Origin of the sequence: Pseudomonas sp. PDM14, from assembly GCF_014851905.1 — a bacterium.
Classification (GTDB): Bacteria; Pseudomonadota; Gammaproteobacteria; order Pseudomonadales; family Pseudomonadaceae; genus Aquipseudomonas.
This window is the reverse complement of record NZ_JACVAQ010000003.1, coordinates 135,244-155,484: the sequence shown is the minus strand read 5'-3', so window position 1 is coordinate 155,484 and position 20,241 is coordinate 135,244. Positions and strand designations below refer to the sequence as shown.

At 66.2% G+C, this 20,241-nt stretch carries 19 protein-coding genes; 8 read left to right on the top strand and 11 right to left on the bottom strand.

What is annotated here, in order from left to right; genetic code table 11:
• Positions 1-76: 76 nt before the first annotated feature.
• Together glyA and IB229_RS20390 are read left to right on the top strand one after the other, a co-directional pair.
• Positions 77-1,330 carry a serine hydroxymethyltransferase gene (gene glyA, locus IB229_RS20395; protein WP_192331772.1) on the top strand — a complete coding sequence of 418 codons (1,254 nt, stop codon included), beginning with the start codon at positions 77-79 and terminating at the stop codon, positions 1,328-1,330.
• Between the two features lie 184 nt (positions 1,331-1,514).
• Complete coding sequence (locus IB229_RS20390) at positions 1,515-2,153, top strand: 3'-5' exonuclease (RefSeq protein WP_192331771.1); 639 nt, start codon at positions 1,515-1,517, stop codon at positions 2,151-2,153.
• On the opposite strand, the gene yjiA is transcribed toward IB229_RS20390, so the two are convergent.
• The 4 genes from yjiA to IB229_RS20370 all read right to left on the bottom strand — a co-directional run bounded on the left by yjiA (position 2,150) and on the right by IB229_RS20370 (position 6,243).
• Complete coding sequence (gene yjiA / locus IB229_RS20385; protein WP_192331770.1) at positions 2,150-3,124, bottom strand: GTPase; 975 nt, start codon at positions 3,122-3,124, stop codon at positions 2,150-2,152. The two genes, IB229_RS20390 and yjiA, sit on opposite strands and share 4 nt — an antisense overlap.
• 176 nt (positions 3,125-3,300) lie before the next feature.
• Entirely contained in the window at positions 3,301-3,504 is a 204-nt protein-coding gene (locus IB229_RS20380) for a YbdD/YjiX family protein (protein ID WP_192331769.1), read from the bottom strand.
• Complete coding sequence (locus tag IB229_RS20375; RefSeq protein WP_192331768.1) at positions 3,497-5,584, bottom strand: carbon starvation CstA family protein; 2,088 nt, start codon at positions 5,582-5,584, stop codon at positions 3,497-3,499. The genes IB229_RS20380 and IB229_RS20375 overlap by 8 nt, the downstream gene beginning before the upstream one ends.
• 152 nt (positions 5,585-5,736) lie before the next feature.
• Entirely contained in the window at positions 5,737-6,243 is a 507-nt protein-coding gene (locus IB229_RS20370; protein ID WP_192331767.1) for a DUF3015 domain-containing protein, read from the bottom strand.
• 253 nt (positions 6,244-6,496) lie between these two features.
• Between IB229_RS20370 and IB229_RS20365 the strand changes: the two genes are divergently transcribed.
• Genes IB229_RS20365 through IB229_RS20355 form a run of 3 tightly spaced genes read left to right on the top strand, consistent with a single transcriptional unit; the run spans position 6,497 to position 10,257 of the window.
• Positions 6,497-7,699 (top strand): DUF3142 domain-containing protein, encoded by a 1,203-nt coding sequence (locus tag IB229_RS20365; protein WP_192331766.1) that lies wholly within the window; start codon positions 6,497-6,499, stop codon positions 7,697-7,699.
• A complete protein-coding gene (locus IB229_RS20360; protein WP_192331765.1) occupies positions 7,686-9,890 on the top strand; it encodes a hypothetical protein in 2,205 nt (734 codons plus the stop codon). Before IB229_RS20365 ends, IB229_RS20360 begins: the two co-directional genes overlap by 14 nt.
• A complete protein-coding gene (locus IB229_RS20355; protein ID WP_192331764.1) occupies positions 9,883-10,257 on the top strand; it encodes a PilZ domain-containing protein in 375 nt (124 codons plus the stop codon). Before IB229_RS20360 ends, IB229_RS20355 begins: the two co-directional genes overlap by 8 nt.
• Positions 10,258-10,345: 88 nt before the next feature.
• On the opposite strand, the gene IB229_RS20350 is transcribed toward IB229_RS20355, so the two are convergent.
• Both IB229_RS20350 and radA read right to left on the bottom strand, forming a co-directional pair.
• Positions 10,346-10,525, bottom strand: coding sequence for a hypothetical protein (locus tag IB229_RS20350; RefSeq protein ID WP_192331763.1), 180 nt, complete (start codon positions 10,523-10,525; stop codon positions 10,346-10,348).
• Between the two features lie 111 nt (positions 10,526-10,636).
• A complete protein-coding gene (radA, locus tag IB229_RS20345; RefSeq protein WP_192331762.1) occupies positions 10,637-12,001 on the bottom strand; it encodes a DNA repair protein RadA in 1,365 nt (454 codons plus the stop codon).
• 49 nt (positions 12,002-12,050) lie between these two features.
• On the opposite strand from radA, the gene IB229_RS20340 reads away from it, so the two are divergent.
• Positions 12,051-12,563: a GNAT family N-acetyltransferase gene (locus IB229_RS20340; protein WP_225579273.1), complete on the top strand. Its 513-nt coding sequence runs from the start codon at positions 12,051-12,053 to the stop codon at positions 12,561-12,563.
• A gap of 14 nt (positions 12,564-12,577) precedes the next feature.
• Here IB229_RS20340 and IB229_RS20335 read toward each other — a convergent pair whose 3' ends face one another.
• Entirely contained in the window at positions 12,578-12,856 is a 279-nt protein-coding gene (locus tag IB229_RS20335) for a YdcH family protein (RefSeq protein WP_192331760.1), read from the bottom strand.
• Between the two features lie 82 nt (positions 12,857-12,938).
• The gene (locus IB229_RS20330) at positions 12,939-13,181 is read right to left on the bottom strand and encodes a YdcH family protein (protein WP_192331759.1); all 243 of its coding nucleotides are present in this window, start codon (positions 13,179-13,181) and stop codon (positions 12,939-12,941) included.
• A 177-nt stretch (positions 13,182-13,358) separates the two neighbouring features.
• On the opposite strand from IB229_RS20330, the gene mscL reads away from it, so the two are divergent.
• Positions 13,359-13,778, top strand: coding sequence for a large-conductance mechanosensitive channel protein MscL (mscL, locus tag IB229_RS20325; RefSeq protein ID WP_192331758.1), 420 nt, complete (start codon positions 13,359-13,361; stop codon positions 13,776-13,778).
• Positions 13,779-13,829: 51 nt separating this feature from the next.
• Here mscL and IB229_RS20320 read toward each other — a convergent pair whose 3' ends face one another.
• Together IB229_RS20320 and IB229_RS20315 are read right to left on the bottom strand one after the other, a co-directional pair.
• Positions 13,830-15,386, bottom strand: a complete 1,557-nt coding sequence (locus IB229_RS20320; protein ID WP_192331757.1) for a TerC family protein — start codon at positions 15,384-15,386, stop codon at positions 13,830-13,832.
• A 268-nt stretch (positions 15,387-15,654) separates the two neighbouring features.
• Positions 15,655-16,431: a ferredoxin--NADP reductase gene (locus IB229_RS20315; RefSeq protein WP_192331756.1), complete on the bottom strand. Its 777-nt coding sequence runs from the start codon at positions 16,429-16,431 to the stop codon at positions 15,655-15,657.
• Positions 16,432-16,645: 214 nt separating this feature from the next.
• Between IB229_RS20315 and IB229_RS20310 the strand changes: the two genes are divergently transcribed.
• Positions 16,646-17,770 carry a methyltransferase gene (locus tag IB229_RS20310; RefSeq protein ID WP_192331755.1) on the top strand — a complete coding sequence of 375 codons (1,125 nt, stop codon included), beginning with the start codon at positions 16,646-16,648 and terminating at the stop codon, positions 17,768-17,770.
• A gap of 51 nt (positions 17,771-17,821) precedes the next feature.
• Here the strand turns inward: IB229_RS20310 and IB229_RS20305 are convergent, their stop codons facing one another.
• On the bottom strand, positions 17,822-20,212 hold the full coding sequence (locus IB229_RS20305; protein WP_192331754.1) for a TonB-dependent receptor: 2,391 nt from the start codon (positions 20,210-20,212) through the stop codon (positions 17,822-17,824).
• Positions 20,213-20,241 lie beyond the last annotated feature (29 nt).

The window sequence follows — 20,241 nt, the reverse complement described above, 5'->3', positions numbered from 1 at the left end:
GGCTTTCATATGCCAGCGCCCGAGCTATGGGTTAGAATGCGCGCCTTTTTCCCGCACCGATCCGCAGAGGACCGCCATGTTCAGCCGTGATTTGACCCTCGCCCGTTACGACGCCGACCTGTTTGCCGCGATGGAGCAAGAAGCCCAGCGCCAGGAAGAGCACATCGAGCTGATCGCTTCCGAGAACTACACCAGCCCAGCGGTGATGGAAGCTCAGGGCAGCGTGCTGACCAACAAGTACGCCGAAGGCTACCCGGGCAAGCGCTACTACGGTGGCTGCGAGTACGTCGACGTGGTCGAGCAGCTTGCCATCGACCGCGCCAAAGAGCTGTTCGGCGCCGACTACGCCAACGTCCAGCCGCACGCGGGCTCCCAGGCCAACGCCGCTGTCTACCTGGCCCTGCTGAGCGCCGGCGACACCATCCTCGGCATGAGCCTGGCCCACGGCGGCCACCTGACCCACGGCGCCTCCGTTTCCTCCTCCGGCAAGCTGTACAACGCCGTGCAGTACGGCATCACAGATGCCGGCCTGATCGACTACGACGAAGTCGAGCGCCTGGCCGTCGAGCACAAGCCGAAGATGATCGTTGCCGGTTTCAGCGCCTACTCGCAGGTACTGGACTTCGCCCGCTTCCGCGCCATCGCCGACAAGGTCGGTGCCTACCTGTTCGTCGACATGGCCCACGTGGCCGGCCTGGTCGCCGCGGGCGTGTACCCGAACCCGGTACCGTTCGCCGACGTGGTCACCACCACCACCCACAAGACCCTGCGCGGTCCGCGTGGCGGCCTGATCCTGGCCAAGGCCAACGCCGATATCGAGAAAAAGCTCAACTCGGCCGTCTTCCCGGGCGCCCAGGGCGGCCCGCTGGAGCACGTCATCGCGGCCAAGGCCGTGTGCTTCAAGGAAGCGCTGCAGCCTGAGTTCAAGGCCTACCAGCAACAAGTGGTGAAGAATGCCCAGGCCATGGCCGGCGTGTTCATCGAGCGCGGCTTCGACGTGGTGTCCGGCGGCACCCAGAACCACCTGTTCCTGCTCTCGCTGATCAAACAGGAAATCTCCGGTAAGGACGCTGACGCCGCACTGGGCAAAGCCTTCATCACCGTCAACAAGAACTCGGTGCCGAACGACCCACGCTCCCCGTTCGTGACATCCGGCCTGCGCTTCGGCACCCCGGCTGTCACCACGCGTGGTTTCAAGGAGGCCGAGTGCAAGGAACTGGCTGGCTGGATCTGCGACATCCTGGCCGACCTGAACAACGAAGCGGTGATCGATGCCGTTCGTGAGAAGGTCAAAGCCATCTGCACCAAGCTGCCGGTGTACGGCAACTAAGCCCAGCACCCGCAACAGAAAGAGCCCGGCCGATGCCGGGCTTTTTTATGCCCTCGAAACCACCGAGGTGTGGCGGCTGCGCTGGGTGCGCCAAGTGTTTTGTGCCGCCCGAACTGAAACCACGCTTTGTAATGCCCGGCCTATACCGTAGGGTGGCTCGTAACCGCAGCCACAGAAGACCACGATGAGCACGGATCAGCCGTCGAAAGCCAAGCGCCAGTACCGCGAACGGCCGAGCAAGGAGCAGATCAGGCTGCTGCCGCCGTTCGACGCCCTGCCGCTGCAGAGCATCCACGTACTGCGCACGCCGGAAGACTTCGCCACGGCCCTGCAGGCACTGCGGCGCGAGCGCTTCATCGGCTTCGATACCGAGTCAAAACCCTGTTTCACCAGCGATGCGCCACGTACCGGCCCGCATGTGCTGCAGTTCGCCACCCGCGAGCAGGCCTTCATCGTGCAGCTGAGCAGTAACCCGCCACTCGACTTCCTGCGTGAGGTGATCGAGTCGCAGCAGCTGATCAAGGTCGGCTTCGGCCTCAAATCCGACCGCGGCCCCTTGCAGCGCAAGCTGGGCGTGCAGCTCGGCGCCAGCATCGACCTGGCCAGCGGCATGCGCCGGCTCGGCTACAAGCAGGCAGTCGGCGTGCGCACGGCAGTGGCCATCGCCCTGGGCCGGCAACTGCGCAAGTCCAAGTCGGCCACCACCTCCAACTGGGCGGCCACGCAGCTATCGGAACACCAGGTGCAGTACGCCGGTGAAGACGCCTTCGCCGCGCTGGCGGTGTTCTACGCGCTGGGGCTGGCCGACGAACCGACCGTCTAGCGGACCACCTCGGCAAAGCCCTGGCGAATCTCCGCCTCTGGCAGGTTGTCGCCGATGAACACGATCACGCTCTCGCGCTTCTCGTCGGCGCCCCACTCGCTGTCGAAGTCGAAGCCGTACAGGCGCAGCACGCCCTGGAACACCATGCGCCGCGGTTCGCCAGCCACATCCAGCACGCCCTTGTAGCGCAGCAGCGAGTTGCCGTGCTCTTCCAGCAGGCGCTCCATGAAGGCGCTCAACTTGTCGATATCCAGCGCCTGCTCGCTCTTCAGCACCAGGGTGGCGATACGGTCCGGACTGGCGCCAACGGGCGTCAGCGGGCGCAGCGTCAGCGCCGGTGCGATATCGGCATTGAGATTGAAGCCGCGAATATCCAGCAGCTCGGCAAGGTCGATGCGGCCATGCTCAACCACGGCGATCGGCGCGCGGCGGTTGATGCGCTGCAGACGCTGACGCAAAGCGTCGATGTGCTCGGCACCGACCAGGTCGGTCTTGCTCAGCAGGATGCGGTCAGCGAACCCGACCTGGGCCTGGGCGATGGTTTCCTGCAGATGGCGTTCGGCGTTGGCCGCGTCGACCAGGGTGATGATGCCGTCGAGCACGTAGCGTTCGCACAGCTCGTCACCGGCGAAGAAGGTCTGCGCCACCGGCGCCGGGTCGGCCAGGCCGGTGCACTCGATCACCAGGCGGTCGAAGGCCAGCTCGCCGCTGTCGAGCTTGTCCAGCAGCAGGTACAGGGCCTTTTCCAGCTCGACATGGATCGAGCAGCAGACACAACCGTTGGCCAGGGTCATCACCTGCACGGGCTCATCGCCCAGCAGCTGGCTGTCGATCGGCGTGTCGCTGTATTCGTTCTCGATCACCGCCAACTTGAGGCCGTGCTCGGCCTGCAGCATGTGGCGCAGCAGGGTGGTCTTGCCGGCACCGAGAAAACCGCTGAGCACGGTGACGGGAATGGGAGTCTGTGACATCGGAATCGTCCTGCGGAAGGCGGAGCCTATCGTCCACCGAGCGGGTTGAATGGCGGATGAGCTGCGCTTTATCCGCCCGGAAAAGAACACGCCACGACGAGTCGTGGCGTGTGGGTAGTGCACTCAACCTTAACCTGCCTCGCCGAGCGTCGCGTGCGGCGCTCAGCGAGCCAGGCTCAACAGCAGCGGATAGGTCTGCCCTTTCCGCCACCGTAGCGCGCCTCCTGGCGCTCACGGAAAAACGCCTCGTAGCTCATCACCGGCAGGTCCGGATGCTTGTTGCCCATATGCTCGACGTACGTGTCGTAGTCGGGCATGCCAACCAGCATCCGTGCGGCCTGGCCGAGGTATTTCCCCATGCGGCTGAGGTCGTTAAACATGCGTCACCCCTGGCGCATCGGCCGGAATCGCCTGGTACGGCGCTTCCCGGTCGCTAGGCTCCGGCTTGATCCACGACGCGCGGCCCACCTTGATCGCGTAGAACAGCACGCTGAGGACCACGAACAGGAACAGCACCGACAGGGTGGCGTTGGTGTAGGCGTTGAAGACCACATGCTGCATCTGGCCGATGTCCTTGGCCGGAGCGAGGATCTGCCCGGCATCCAGCGCGGTGCTGTACTTGTTGGCCAGGGCCAGGAAGCCGACGGCCGGGTTCGGGTCGAACAGCTTGATCAGGCTGGCAGTGGTGGTGCAGATCAGCAGCCAGGTGGCCGGCACCAGGGTGACCCAGACGTAGCGCTGACGCTTCATCTTGATCAGCACCACGCTGCCGAGCATCAGGGCGATACCGGCGAGCATCTGGTTGGAGATGCCGAACAGCGGCCACAGGGTGTTGATACCACCCAGCGGATCGATCACACCCTGGTACAGCAACCAGCCCCACATCGCCACACAACCGGCGGTGGCAATCAGGTTGGCGGTCCACGACTCGGTCTTCTTCAGGGCCGGGACGAAGTTGCCCAGCAGGTCCTGCAGCATGAAGCGCCCGGCACGGGTGCCGGCGTCTACCGCGGTGAGGATGAACAGCGCTTCGAACAGAATGGCGAAGTGGTACCAGAACGCCATGGTGTTCTCGCCCGGCAACACGCTGTGGAGAATCTGCGCGATGCCCACGGCCAGCGTCGGTGCACCACCGGCACGGGCCAGGATGGTGTTCTCGCCGATGTCACGGGCGACCGCTTCCAGCGCGTCCGGCGTGATGGCGAAGCCCCAGCTGCTGACGGTGGCGGCGACGCTGACGACGTCGGAGCCGACCAGCGCGGCCGGGCTGTTCATGGCGAAGTACACGCCCGGCTCGATCACCGAAGCGGCGACCATGGCCATGATGGCGACGAACGACTCCATCAGCATGCCGCCGTAACCGATGTAGCGGGCGTGCGATTCGTTGGCCAGCAGCTTGGGCGTGGTGCCCGAGCTGATCAGCGCGTGGAAGCCGGACACCGCGCCACAGGCGATGGTGATGAACAGGAAGGGGAACAGCGTGCCTTTCCACACCGGGCCGGTGCCGTCGGTGAACTGGGTCAGCGCCGGCATTTTCAGCTCGGGCATGACCACCAGAATGCCGATGGCCAGGGCGATGATGGTGCCGATCTTGAGGAAGGTCGACAGGTAGTCGCGCGGTGCGAGGATCAGCCACACCGGCAGTACCGCGGCGACGAAGCCGTAGCCGATCAGCATCCAGGTGATCTGCACGCCGGTGAAGGTGAAGGCCGGCCCCCAGACCGGGTCAGCGGCAATCTGCCCACCGAGCCATATGGAACCGAGCAGCAGCGCCACGCCGATGATCGAGATCTCACCGATGCGCCCTGGGCGGATGTAGCGCATGTAGATGCCCATGAACATCGCGATGGGTATGGTCGCCATCACGGTGAACATGCCCCACGGGCTTTCGGCCAGGGCCTTGACCACGATCAGCGAGAGCACCGCGAGGATGATGATCATGATCAGGAAGGCGCCGAACAGGGCGATGGTGCCGGGCACCTGGCCCATCTCCTCGCGTACCAGCTCGCCCAGCGAGCGGCCGTTACGACGGGTAGAAATGAACAGAACCATGAAGTCCTGCACCGCCCCCGCCAGCACCACGCCGGCGATCAGCCAGAGCGTGCCGGGCAGATAGCCCATCTGCGCGGCGAGTACCGGACCGACCAAGGGGCCGGCGCCAGCGATGGCGGCGAAGTGGTGACCGAAGAGGATGTGCTTGTTGGTCGGGACGTAGTCCAGGCCGTCGTTGTTGAGCAGCGCCGGGGTGGCGCGGGTCGGGTCCAGCTGCATCACCTTGGTGGCGATGAACAGGCTGTAGTAACGGTAGGCAACGAGATAGAGGGCAACCGCCGCCACCACTATCCACAAGGCGTTGATTGCTTCGCCGCGGCGTAGCGCCACGACACCCAAGGCACAGGCGCCCACCACTGCCAGCACTGCCCAGGGCAGGTGACGCAGCAGGCTATTGTTATTGTTCATACAAGCTCCCAATGAATGGACAGACAAGCTGCCGCACAAGCTTAGCTCTTCCCAGGCAAGTCACTATCCGACCTTGGTCTACCGTTGCACCCCGTGCGAATTGGCGAACAAAAAAAGCCGGGCATACGCCCGGCCTGATGGTGTGTACGGCGCTAGGCCGGCTGCTTGGTGTAACGAGCCAACTGCTGATCGCGGCTCATCACCTCCAGCGTGGCAGCCAGCACCTGTTCGCTGGTCGCGTCCGCCGAGGAGAAGATGGTGCCGAAGTTGGCGTGGGTGACCTTGGCGAAATGCGCCCGGTCCGCCTGTTCCACACCGAGCAGCGTGGCGTAGGCATCGAGTGCCTCGCCCTGCCCCTGGGCCATATCTTCGGCAATGCTGTCGAGCATGCCGTTCATTGCCAGCAGCGAGCGGCCACCATAGCCGAGCTTGGTGCTGGAATCGCAGCCGTTGGTACCGGACGTGAGACCGAAGGTGGCATTGCCCGAGGTGCCGTTGGTGGTGGTTGCCAGCAGATGGGGGAACAGGCCGCGCTGGCCCTCGAACAGCATGTTGCCCCAACCGCATCCCTTGCCGCCGGCTTCGTCGGCCTGCACACCGAGGCTCGCGGCACTCAGTACGCCAAGAAGCAAAGCCTTGCCCAGCAGTCGTGAATCCATGTTCTGCACTCCGCAGTGGTGATGGGTACTACCTTGTGCAGCGTTGTTGAACCCAAGGGCCCTGTCAAACCGATGGCAGAGCGGGCCGATGAACGTCGCATCGCGAGCGCCCGCGGTGAACTGTGCACAAGCGCACCTCCCACCACCAATCGCCCTGATCGACCTTGCCGGCACCTGCGCATCGGGTGTGTAATCGCCGCGCCGACACCCGCGCTGCGGGCGCCGAAACCTCTCGCGGACCCGCCACGACCTCATGCCCGAACTGCTACGCCGACGGCTGGCGCCACTCCTCTGCCTGTTCACCCTGCTCACGGGCTGCCTGCCGGAAGAGCCGCGCCCGCTCGATCACCAGGCCTACATCTGGCAGCGCCAGTGGCGCCCCGCCCATGCCGACGCACTGGCCGCCAGCCGCGCCGACTTCTCCACCCTGCGCGTACTGGCCCTGCAGGCCCACCCCAAGGCCGGCTGGGCACGCGCCTACCCGGACCTGCAACTGCTGCGCCGCGACGGCCGCCCGCTGATCGCCGTGGTGCGCCTCGACGGCCAGTTGCCGCAGCTCGACGAGCGGGCGATCCCCGAACGCGTCACCCACCTGCTGCGCGACTGGCAGGCCGCCGGCATCCACGTGCAGGGCCTGGAAATCGACCATGACTGTGCCAGCGCACGCCTGCCGGCCTACGCCGAAATGCTGCGCGCGCTACGCCGGCAACTGCCTGCCGACATCGCGCTGAGCATCACCGCCCTGCCCGCCTGGCTGAGCAGCCGCGAACTCGACGACCTGCTCGCCAGCGTCGACAGCTCGGTGCTGCAGGTACACGCGGTGAGCGACCCGCGCCTGGGGCTGTTCGATCCGCAGCAGGCCGAGGACTGGGCCGCAGCCTATGCGGCGCGCACCCGCAAACCCTTCTACCTGGCGCTGCCGGCCTATGGCGTCGCCGTACTCGACAGTGCCAGCGGCACGCCCGTGGTGGAGAGCGAGGTGCGCCTCAACGCCTCCGGCCCGCGCCACGAGCTGATGGCCGACCCACAGCAAGTGGCCGACCTGCTCGGCGCGCTGCACCGGGCGCCGCCCGCACACCTCGACGGCATCATCTGGTTCCGCCTGCCCCTGGCCGGCGACCATCGCGCCTGGCCGCTGAAGACGTTGCAGGCCGTGCGCCACCAGCAACCCCTGCGCAGCGACGTGCGGGTGCAACTGAGCCAGCGCGATGACACCCGCGAACTGCAGTTGCACAACCTCGGTTCGCTCACCAGCCAATTGCCGAAGCAGATCAGCCTGAGCGCCAGCGAGTGCGAAGCGAGCGATGCGCTGGGCGCCTACCGCTTGCAGCGCAGTGCCGACGGCCTGCTGTTCACCCGCCAACACGACGGCCAACTGGCCGCCGGCAGCCAGCGCGCCCTGGGCTGGGCGCGCTGCCGCACCATCGATCAAGGAGCAATCCATGTGCAATTCTGAATGGCGCCTGAAGCTGCTCAGCCTGAGCATCGGCGCGCTGCTGCCGCTGACCCCGGCGCTGGCCTGCGGGCCGGACTTCCCCTACCGCCTGCTCGGCGACCGCGAAAACGCCCTGCGCGAGTTGCCCGAGGGCAACTTCGACTTCGAGACCAGCCGCCTCGGCACCCGTATACCCGGACTCGGCCAAGCTGGCGATGCCACGCTCGATCGCTACTGGGACGAAGACCAGCAGCGTTATATCGACGCCCGCGTGGCCGCCGACCAGCAGCAGCTGAGCGCCGAGCAGGCGAGCCGCAGCAAGGCCCTGCGCCAGCTGAGCGACGCCCGCCAGGTGGAGCACGACGGTGCCGACCTGCCCCCCGAGCTGCGCCTGTACACCGCCGGCGCCGTGGCCTTCGCCCAAGGCGAGCACGCCGTCGCCGCCGAGTATTTCCGCCGGGTCCTGGCCCTGCCCGTCGGCGAGCGCGCCCTGCGCAGCACCTGGGCCAGCTATTCCCTCGGTCGCAGCCTGGCCATGCTGGCCGTCAGTGCACCCGTCGAGGCGATGGACGATGTGCAACTCGCGGCCTATCAGCAGCGCCTGCGCCAGGAGGCCGTGGCCAGCTTCCAGCAGGTGCGCCAGCAAGTCGCCGCCGGCCTGGCCGACCCGCTGGAACTGGGCATCGCCAGCCTCGGCGAGGAAGCCCGGTTGCGGCTCGACGAGGGCGACTGGGGCGCGGCCATCCGCCTCTACGCCAGCCAGTCGCTGCACAACTCGAGCACCGGCTACAGCTCACTGCGCCAGGTCGCCCGTGAACTGGCGCAGCTGCCAGACGTCGAACTGCGCTCGGCGCTGCACAGCCTGGAGGTACAGCAACTGCTTACCGCGCAGGTCCTGACCCGTATCGACGACTACGACGGGCAGCGTCCGGTGGGCGGCGAACGCTTGCTGCATCTGCTGCGTGAAGGCGCTATCGCCAAGCTGGAGAACGCCGACCGCCTCGCCGCACTGAGCTACCAGAGCGGCGACTATCAGGGCGCGCAGGACTTTCTCCAGCACGCCGGCGACGGCGGCCTGGCCTGGTGGTTGCGCGCCAAGCTGGCGCTGCGCGACGGCGACAAAACCACCGCCGCCCAGGCTTACGCCAAAGCAGCCAAGGCCTTCCCCGCCGACGAGGACTGGGGCTGGCGGCGCAACGAGAACTGGCAGTACGAGACGCTCAAACCGCACTGCCGCGTGCAGGGCGAGGCGGCGATCCTGGCCATGGAACGCGGCGACTACCTGGAGGCCTTCGACCAGCTCTACCGCAGCGGCGAGGTGTACTGGCAGGACGCCGCCGAGGTCGCCGAACGCGTGCTCAGCACCGACGAACTCAAGGCCTATGTCGACCAGAATGTCCAGGCTGCGCCGATCAAGGACGGCGAGGAATACGCCTGGGAGCGCCCGGTGCCCAATCGCCTGCGCCAGCTGCTCGGCCGGCGCCTGCTGCGCGAACAGCGTTACGAGGAGGCGGTCACCTACTTCGTTCGCCCGGAACTGCAGGCCGCGGCGCGCGACTATGGCCAGGCCCGCGACGCCGCCGACAGCGCCTGGGGTCGCATCGCCCGCGCCGAGGCCTACTACAAGGCCGCCGTGCTGGCGCGGGTGCAGGGCATGGAGTTGCTTGGCTACGAACTGGCGCCGGACAGCGCCTGGAGCGATGGCAACTACGGCGCGCAAATGCAGAAGCCGGTGCAGGCGGCCGGGCTGCTCAGCCCCGCCGAGGCCACGCTGCAAAACGCTACGATGGCGCAACCGAACCGCCGCTACCACTACCGCTGGGTCGCCGCCGACCTGGCCAACCGTTCCGCCGACCTGCTGCCCGCACGCAGCCAGGCCTTCGCCGCCACCCTGTGCAAGGCCACCGGCTGGCTGATCAACAATGACCCGGACACGGCGCGCAGCTTCTATCGACGCTACGTCGAACACGGCGCCTACATTCCCCTGGGTGCGGCGTTCGGCACGCCCTACTGCGACGAGCCGGACTTCGAGCGCGCGCGTGATCGCCTGTGGGTCGAACGCGAGCAGGCCGCCCGCGAGCTGCTGCGCCCATTCAAGTACAGCCTGCCGGCCGCCCTGCTCGCGGCGGCGGCTGCCTTCATCTACTGGCGGCGGCGACGCGCAGGCTTGGCTATAGTGGATAAAACCGCAGAGGAATCCCGCAATGAGTGAAACAACCAACGAGCGTCGGCGCTTCCAGCGCATTGCCTTCGACGCCGCCACGGAGCTTACCCAGGGTGAGCGGCGCTGGACGGTTGAGCTGCATGACGTGTCGCTCAAAGGGCTGCTGGTGAAACGTCCCGCGGGCTGGAACGGTGACCCCGACCAGCCCTTCAATGCGCTGATCAACCTGGATGCCGACACCCGGCTGCAGATGGAAGTGGTGCTGACGCGCACCCGCAACGACCTGCTCGGCTTCGTTTGCCGGCACATCGACCTGGACTCGATCAGCCACCTGCGCCGCCTGGTCGAACTCAACCTCGGCGACGAAAGCCTGCTCGAACGCGAGCTGGCGGCGCTCGGCGAAGACGATGACTAAGCGCCCGCTCTCACCCAGGGGCGCTAAACGTTCCTCTACAAGCCCGTCGGTGCGCAGAGCGCACCTTACGAGCCCGAGTAACCGCCAGCTAAAGTGCCTGTTCGCGAACGCCTGATTCGCGGCATTGGGCTTCGGCCTTCTGCGTGCAGTGACGGGCCTGCACCCGGCGGGTCGCCATGCTCGCCTCGCGCCGCTCTTCGGCACGATCACGCGGCTGGCCGGGCTCGTAGTTGAGGGTCTTGGCGAAGAAATCGAAGAACGAAAACATGGGTCATCTCCTCTCTGGGTACGACCTCATGCTCCTCCCGCCCGGCACGGCGAAACTTGATCTGCGACAAGTGGGGCACCCTGCCCCCAGCGGCAGAGCGCCGCAGGTCGGTCACTCGAACAGGGCATCCAGCGCCTGTTCGAGGCGCGTCACGGCGATCACCTGCAGCCCCGGCGGGGCATCCTTCGGCGCGTTGCCCTTGGGCACGATGGCGCGCTTGAAGCCATGCTTGGCGGCCTCCTTCAGGCGCTCCTGACCGCTCGGCACCGGGCGGATCTCGCCGGACAGGCCGATCTCGCCGAACACCAGCAGGTCATGCGGCAGCGGCTTGTTGCGCAGGCTGGAAATCACCGCCGCCATCAGCGCCAGGTCCGACGCCGTCTCCAGCACCTTGACCCCGCCGACCACATTGAGGAACACGTCCTGGTCGTAGGTCGGGATGCCGCCGTGGCGGTGCAGCACGGCCAGCAGCATGGCCAGGCGGTTCTGGTCCAGGCCGAGGGTGACGCGGCGCGGGTTGGCCAGGTGACTGGTGTCGACCAGCGCCTGCACCTCCACCAACATTGGCCGGGTGCCTTCCCAGGTCGCCATCACCACGCTGCCTGGCACTTCCTCCTGGGCACGGGTGAGGAAGATCGCCGAGGGGTTGGTGACTTCCTTGAGGCCCTTGTCGGTCATGCCGAACACGCCCAGCTCGTTGATCGCGCCGAAGCGGTTCTTCACCGCGCGCAGCAGGCGCAGGCGGCCGTCCGACTCACCCTCGAAATACAGCACGGTGTCGACCATGTGCTCGAGCACGCGCGGGCCGGCCAGGGCGCCTTCCTTGGTCACGTGACCGACCAGGAAGATCGCCGTGCCGCTCTGCTTGGCGTAGCGCACCAGCAGCGCCGCGCTCTCGCGCACCTGGGCCACGCCGCCGGGGGCGGACTGCAACTGCTCGGTGAAGATGGTCTGGATCGAGTCGATGACCATCACCTTGGGCTGCTCGCGGCGCGCCACCTCAATGATGGTTTCGATGCAGGTCTCGGTCATCACCTTGAGCTTGTCCTGCGGCAGGTCCAGGCGTCGCGCGCGCATGGCCACCTGCTGCTGCGACTCCTCGCCGGTGACGTACAGGGCGGGCAGGCGCTGGGCGATGTTGCACAGGGTCTGCAGGAGAATGGTCGACTTGCCGATGCCGGGGTCGCCGCCGATCAGCACCACCGAGCCATCGACCAGACCGCCGCCGAGCACGCGGTCCAGCTCATTGGAGGCAGTGGAGAAGCGCGGCACCTCCTCGACGCTGACCTCGGCCAGGGTCTTCAGCTGCGCCTGCTGCCCGGCCCAGCCGCCACGCCCGCTGGGCGTGGGTGCGTTGGCCTCGATCATGGTTTCGGTCAGGGTATTCCACGCACCGCATTCGCCGCACTGCCCGGCCCATTTGGGAAAGGTCGCACCGCACTCGGTGCAGCCATACATGCGCTTGGCCTTGGCCATGGAAGTCTCCGCCGCTGGAAAAACGGCGATAATAGCGCCCCGCTCTCCCATGAGTCGCCCCGCGATGCAGATCGAACTCGTCCCCGCCAGCGCCGACCAGCTGCCGCTGATCCGCAACCTCTACCAGTTCTATGCCTACGAGTCGTCGGACTGGGAGCAGGAAGACGTCGAGCTCGACGGCCGCTTCTACATCCACGAGCCGCACCTGCAGCGCTACTGGCAGGAGGCCGACTGGCAGGCCCTGCTGATTCTGGTCAACGGCTTCATCGCCGGCTTCCTGCTGATCGAGCGCAGCGAACTGCCCGGCGTCGATGCCCTGGAGTTCGCCGACCTGTTCGTGCTGAAGAAATACCGTCGCCAGGGTATCGGTCGCGCACTGGTGGAGCAGGTGATCGTGAGCGGCGGTGGCGATTGGCTGGTGAGTTTCTACGGAGAAGACGCGCTGGCCAGCAGTTTCTGGCGCGCGCTGTTCGCCGAGCTGCCGCTGCGCGTGCAGCAACTCGACGCGGACAGTGAGCAGCCTGGCCTGCTCAGCTACCTGCTTTCGCCCCGCACGCACTGACGGCGGGAGCCACCTCAGCCGGCGCAGCCATTACCGCATCCGCAGCACTGCCCGGCGGCGCGCTTGAGCTGGCGAGACAGGTCATCCTTGCGCGTCACGCGCTCCAGCTTGAGCTGGCTGAGCGTTTCGTCGTCGAGCAGCTCGACGCCGTCCTCGACCCGGCAGATGCGCTTGTCCAGCGCTTCGTACTCGTCGGCCTGGCGGGAAAAGTGCAGATCCTCGCTGCGCAGGCGTTGCAGCTCGCTGCGCAGTTCCGGGAAGTCCTTGATCAACGGGTGATGTTCGACGTGCATGCTGTGGCTCCTGAGTCAGATGGCCACAGCCTACGGTGCGCCGCTGAGCGAACCCTTGACCCCGATCAAACAACCGGCGTGGTCACTCAGCCGCACGCCTGAGCAGGTCGGCGATTTCGTCCTTGTGCGCGACGCGGCGCATCTTCAGGTCCTGCAGCGCCAGATCGTCGAGCGCCTCGCGCCCGGCTTCGGCCTGATAGATACGGGTATCGAGGTCCTGGTAGGCCTGGGCCAGGCGGACGAAGTGGGCGTCGTTCATCAGGGTCTGCAGCGCGGCCTTGTACTCGGGGAATTCGCGCGCAAGCGGATGGTGTTCGAGCGGCATGGCATTCACTCCTCGGCTTCGATCCGTTCAGGCTAGCCAGCATCGGATGGGGTCGCACCAACGCCGTGACCGACGGTCATAGCCGTTTCAGAGCCTGCGCATGGCTGCGCCGGGCTGGCAGCGGCCTCGCGCTGAATTACACTGCATGCCATAACCAGACTAACCACGGAGTGAAACATGAGCCTACTCAACGAATTCAAAGCCTTCGCCGTCAAAGGCAACGTGGTCGACATGGCCGTCGGTATCATCATCGGCGCCGCGTTCGGCAAGATCGTCAGTTCCTTCGTCGGCGACGTGATCATGCCGCCGATCGGCCTGCTCATCGGCGGCGTAGATTTCAGCGACCTGGCCGTCACCCTCAAGGCGGCCGAGGGCGATATCCCGGCGGTGGTGCTGAGCTACGGCAAGTTCATCCAGACCGTGCTGGACTTCGTCATCGTTGCCTTCGCCATCTTCATGGGCGTCAAGGCGATCAACAAACTCAAGCGTGAAGAAGCCGTGGCCCCATCGGTACCACCAGCACCAACCCCGCAAGAAACCCTGCTCACCGAGATCCGCGACCTGCTCAAGGCGCGCCAGGAAGACAAGCTGCCCTGACCCGGCACGCGGAAAAACAAAAACGGCGCCCGAGGCGCCGTTTTTATTGGGTCACTGCGCCGCAGGCGGCTTGAGCAACAGTCGGTTGATCCGCCGCTCCTTGACCTCGATCACGCTCAACTGCCAGTCGGCGAACTCCAGCGAGTCCCCCACCATCGGCAGGCGGTCGAGCAGGCTCATGGCCAGGCCGGCGATGGTCTGGTAGTCCTCGGTGGCCTGGGCACGAAAACCGATGCGCTCGCGCAGCACGCTGAGGTTGAGCGCACCGCTGACCTGGTAGGCGCCGCCCACTTCCTCGATCTCCGGGCCATCCACCTCGCTGGCATCCGGCAGTTCGCCGGCGATGGCCTCGAGGATGTCGGTCAGGGTCAGCATGCCTTCGAAGCCACCGAACTCGTTGACCACGAAGGCCACGTGGGTCGAGGCCTGGCGCATCTGTTCCAGGGCGCCGAGCACCGCACAGCTGTCCGGCAGGTTGAGCGGCCGGCGCAGCAGGCTTTCGATGTCCGGCTGCTCGCCCTTGAGCAGCTCCTTGAACAGCTCCTTCTTGTGCACGTAGCCCAGCGGCTCGTCGACCTGGTCATCGCGGATCACCAGCAGGCGCGAGTACGGCGACTGCGCGAGGTCGGCGCGGATGGTCTCGGCGTCGTCGCTGAGGTCGATGTGGTGCACCTGCATGCGCCCGGTCATGACGTTGCGGATGGACAGCTCGGCCAGGCCCAGCACACCACTGATCATCACCCGCTCGCGGCGGTCGAACAGCACGCGCTCGCCTTCCCCCCCTTCGAGCATGTCGGCGATCTCGTCGCCCACCTCGTCCGCCTCGATCTTGCCGCCGAGCAGGCGCAGCACCGCATGCGCAGTGCGCTCACGCAGGCCACGGCTGCCCTGCATCTGCCGCTTGCGCTTCCAGCGCACCAGCTGGTTGGCCATCTCGATGAGGATGGAGAAGCCGATGGCGGCGTACAGGTAGCCCTTGGGAATGTGGAAGCCCAGACCTTCGGCGGTGAGGCTGAAGCCGATCATCATGAGGAAGCCCAGGCACAGCATGATCACCGTCGGATGCGCGTTGACGAAGGCCGTCAGCGGCTTGCTGGCGATGATCATCAGGCCGATGGAGATGATCACGGCGATCATCATCACTTCCAGGTGCTCGACCATGCCCACGGCGGTAATCACCGCGTCGAGGGAGAACACCGCGTCGAGCACGACGATCTGCGCCACCACCGGCCAGAACAGCGCGTAGGTGCGGCTGCCGCCCGGCTGGTGGGTGCGCCCTTCGAGGCGTTCGTGCAGCTCCATGGTGGCCTTGAACAACAGGAACACTCCACCGAACAGCATGATCAGGTCACGCCCGGAGAAGCTCTTGTCGAACACCTCGAACAGCGGCGCAGTGAGCGTCACCAGCCAGGAAATACTGGCCAGCAGACCCAAGCGCATGATCAGCGCCAGGCTCAGGCCGATCAGCCGTGCACGGTCGCGCTGATGCGGCGGCAGCTTGTCGGCGAGGATGGCGATGAACACCAGGTTGTCGATGCCCAGGACGATTTCCAGGACGATCAGGGTCAGCAGGCCAAGCCATGCCGTTGGATCGAGCATCCATTCCATAGCGGTCAGAAGTTTCCGATGTGCAGAACGAGAAACGCACCGCGAGCGCGGTTACGCGAGGCATGACGAGAGGGTTGGCAGCGCGGCGCGAGGCCTGTGCCGGGTAATGCGGAGGGGGCCACCGGGGGTGGCTTGCAACAATCGCTGTCCATGGAGTCCAGTCGGATAAAAACGGACGCCCATGCTAAGTGCAGTACCGCGCCGGCCAGAAGGGTTAAAACGTAACCAATTTTTTTCGCCGACGGTCGGTTGCCTTTTACGGCGCGCCTTACCAGTAGTTCTCCACCGCCACGGCACCGGGCCGGCGACTGAGCGAGAGCTGCATGTCGCGGGTCTTGAGCACGGCACGGGTGTCCTCGATCATCTGCGGGTTGCCGCAGAGCAGCACCCGCGAATGCTCGGGGCTCAGCTGCAGGCCGGCGGCACGCTCCAGCTCGCCGTTCTCGATCAGCGTGGTGACCCGCGCATTCAACGCGCCGGGCACCTGCTCGCGGGTCACCACCGGCACGTACACCAGCTTGCTGCCAGCGCCCTCCAGCCACTCGCGTTGCGGCAGCTCGGCGATCAGTTCCTGGTAGGCCAGCTCGCCGGTGTCGCGAGCGCTGTAGACCAGCACGATGCGCTCGAAGCGTTGCCAGGCTTCCAGGTCCTGGAGAATCGACAGGAACGGCGCCAGGCCGGTGCCGGTGCCGATCAGCCAGAGGTCGCGGCCATCGGGGAAGCGGTCGAGGGTGAGAAAGCCGGTGGCCTGCTTTTCCACCAGCAGTTCGTCACCGACCTGCAGGCGGCTCAGCTCGCTGGTGAACTCGCCGCCCGGCACGACGATGGAGAAGAACTCCAGATAGTCGTCGTGCGGCGCCGAGACAATCGAGTAGGCACGCCAGACCACGCCGCCATCGGCCTTGCGCACGCCCAGGCGGACGAACTGCCCGGCGCGGAAGCGAAAGCCGGCGTCGCGGGTGCAGCTCAGGCTGAACAGGCTGGGCGACCAGACGCGGATATCGGTCAGGGTCTGGCGGGTGAATTTCTCTTCGCTGGCGGACATCGGCACTCGACTCGGGACGCTTGCAGGCCGCCAGTGTCCCGCAAAGCCGCGCCGGGGAACACCCGCGGGTTCTGCGGGAATTGCCGAGCCGCCGGATCGAACAGCAGACCATTCGCCAGCGCCCGCGTCTTGGTGCCGAGACTTTTGCGCCACTTGCGCCGACAATACCGACCAGCCGCTAGCGCCCCATCCTCCGTTCGCCACCGAGTCACCGATGCCCATCTTCACCAGCGCCTTTGCCCAGCTCGACCTGATCCGCCAGCCCGAACAGGCCAACGAACCCCTGCAGGCCTTCGACGCGGCGGACGAGTACCTGCTCGCCCACGTCCAGCAGCAGGGCCTGGCCGCGAACAGCCGGGTGCTGGTACTCAACGATGGTTTCGGCGCCCTGGCTACCAGCCTGGCCACGCACGCCACGGTGGTCAGCAGTGGTGACTCTCACCTCGGCCACCTGGCCCTGCAGAAGAACCTCGCGCGCAACGGCCTGGCGGCGGATAGCGTGCAGTTCGTTCCGGCCAGCGCCGTGGCCAGCGGGCCGTTCGACTGGGTGCTGATCCGCGTGCCGAAGACCTTGGCACTGCTCGAGGAACAACTGATCCGCCTGCACAGCCAGCTCGCCCCCGGCGCCCGCGTGGTCGCCGCCGGCATGATCAAGCACCTGCCGCGGGCCGCCGGTGATCTGCTGGAACAATACATCGGCCCGGTGCAGGCCTCTCTGGCGGAGAAGAAGGCGCGCCTGCTGTTCGCCACGCCCGAGGACAAACCCGCCGCAAGCTCGCCCTACCCCAGCCGCTACCGCCTGGAGCAGCCACGCATCGAGCTGCGCAACCACGCCAACGTGTTCTGCCGCGAAGGCCTGGATATCGGCACCCGGGCCTTTCTGCCGCACCTGCCGAAGAGCCTTGGCGAACGCCGCGTGGCCGACCTCGGCTGCGGCAATGGCGTGCTCGGCATCGCCTACGCCCTGGCCAACCCCGAGGCGCAGCTGACCCTGGTCGACGAGTCGTACATGGCCGTGCAATCGGCGCAGGAAAACTGGCAGGCCGCGCTGGGCGAGCGCCCGGTTGAGATCCGCGCCGGTGATGGCCTGGCTGACCAACCCGCCGACTCGCTCGACCTGGTGCTGTGCAACCCGCCCTTCCACCAGCAGCAGGTGGTCGGCGATTTCCTCGCCTGGCGCATGTTCACCCAGGCCAAGGCGGCGCTGGTGCGCGGCGGCGAACTGTGGATCGTCGGCAACCGCCACCTGGGCTATCACGCCAAGCTCAAGCGCCTGTTCCGTGGCGTCGAGCAGGTCGCGGCGACGCCCAAGTTCGTCATCCTCAAAGCCATCAAGTAAGACGATCTCGAACAGGCCCGGCAGCGTGCCGGGCCTGTCATCGCAGCACGATCAGAAGTCCACGGTCGCCGAGACCTTCAGGGTGCGCGGCGCGCCCTGGGTCAGGTAGCCGCCGTTGCTGGTCGCGGCCGAAGCCCAATAGTCCTTGTCCGTCAGGTTTTCCAGCGCAGCACGCAACACCACACGCTTGTCGTCGAGATCCATCGTGTAGCGCGTGCCGATGTCGAAACGCGTCCAGGCCGGAGTTTCCTGGCGGTTGGCCACATCGACGAACTGCCCGCCGGTACGCAGCATCAGGGCATTCAGGGACAGACCACGCAGCCCTGGAACCTCCCAGTCCGCCCCCAGGTTGTACTGGAACTCCGATACACCGGTCGCGCTGTTGCCATCATTGGTCCCCCCGGCTGTGCCCCGCAGCTCGGTATCCATCAGCGTGGCGCCTGCCAGCAGGCGCAGCCCGTCCACCGGCTCACCAAAGAGATTCAGCTCCACGCCCCGATTGCGCTGCTCGCCGTCGACGCTCGCGATGTTGTTCTGAGTAACCAACTGCGGCTGTTCGATGCGATAGACGCCCAGGCTACCGCCCACGGTCCCCCAATCCAGCTTGATACCCGCCTCGATCTGTTTGGAGCGGTACGGCGGAAAGATCTCGCCACGGTTGCCAGAAGCCGTACTGACCTGGCCAGGCTGTAGACCCTCCATGCGGTTGGCGTAGAGCGAGAGGTATTCGGTCGGTTTGATCACCAGACCGTAGACCGGCGTGGTGATGCTTTCTGCGTAGCCCGGCGCACGCAGGCCGGTCGCCGCGGGCCAGGAGTCAGTCACGATGTTCTGTCGGCGCAGGCCGAGCGTCAGCAGCACGCGGTCATCGAAAAAGCCCAGGGTGTCGGACACGGCAATACTGCGCGCCTGCGTGGAGCCGGTCTTGCGCGGGTCGTGCATATCGCCGGAAATGGAGGTCGGGTTCGGCTCATTGATCGGGAAAGGGTCGTACAGGTTATTGCCCGGCCGACCAGCCGGCCCGGTAAATTCGTTGGCGCTGCGGAACTCACGCCAGTTGCCACTCAACGCCAGGTTGAGCTGGTGGCTTACCGGCCCGGTGCTCAGCGTGCCACGCACGCCGGCAGTGGCGCTGCGGCTTTCTTCATCACGCGGGGTGTAGAGGCGCCCCACCGTGGCCGCGCCATTGAAATTGCTGACATACAGCGACGAATACACACCGTTTTCCCGCGAATACTTGCCGCCGGCGGCCAGGAAGGCCGTCCAGTTTTCGCTCAGGTCGTACTCGGCATTGAACATGCCGTAGGTGTCTTCCAGTTGCGACCAGGTCCAGGACTGCGCGTAATTCTTCGTCGACGAAGGTGCCTTCGGCACCCCTGCCAGACCGGGGATGTAAATAACCGGGCGGCCACCGTCGATACGCTGTTTCTGGTAGCCGAAATCGGTCGACAGGCGCAGACGCTCGCCACGGTAGTCCAGGCCAAGGGCCACCAGGCTGTATTCGCTATCCTCGTCGTCGATTGCCGTCTCGCCATCACGCTTGGCCAGGTTGACCCTCACGCCAAAGCGATTGTCCTCACCGAAACGCTGGCCGATATCGAAGCTGCCGCCCACGCGTTCGTCGCTGCCATAGTCCAGGGTCAGGCTGCGCGTCGGCGTGTCCTCGGCCTTCTTCGATACCACGTTGATCGCCCCGCCAACCCCCGTGCCGGTCGGCGATACGCCGGTGAGAAAGGCACTGGCGCCCTTGAACACCTCCACACGCTCCACCGACTCGGTGCCGATGATCTGCCGCGGCAGCACGCCGTACAGGCCATTGAAGGCGATGTCATCGGAGGCCAGGGAGAAACCGCGAATCACGAAAACCTGGGAGAAGTTGCCAAAGCCATAGGACTGACGCACCGCCGGATCACTGAGCAGCACTTCGCCAAGGGTCTGGGCCTGGCGCTCGGCAATCAGCTCGCTGGTGTAGCTCGCGGCACTGAACGGCACATCCTGCATGTCCTGGTTGCCCAGCATGCCCATGCGCGCACCGCGGGCGACCTGGCCGCCGGCGTATTCGAGCGGCAGATCGCGGCGGCCGTCGGCCTGGCTGCTGACCGTGGTGGTGTCCAGCTCGACTGCGCCCTGCAGGGCGCCCACCGGTTCCAGGGTCACGGTGCCGTCGGCGCCCATGCGGTAGGTCAGCCCGGAGCCCCGCAGCAGGCGCTGCAGCCCTTCGGCCACCGAATAATCGCCTTTCAGGGCGGGCACGGCGGCGCTGTTGCGGGTCAGCGCGGCGTCGTACAGCAGGCGCACGTTGGCCTGCTCGGCGAAATCGGTCAGCGCGGCATCAAGGCTCTGCGCCGGCACGTCGAGTTCGACCGCCGAAACGAGCGCACTGCCCAGGGCGAGAGGGATGGCGACGAGCGCCTGGCGAAGAAGGGTACGCTGGGACCGCATGCTGAGCTTCCTGTGTTCTGCCAAAAGAG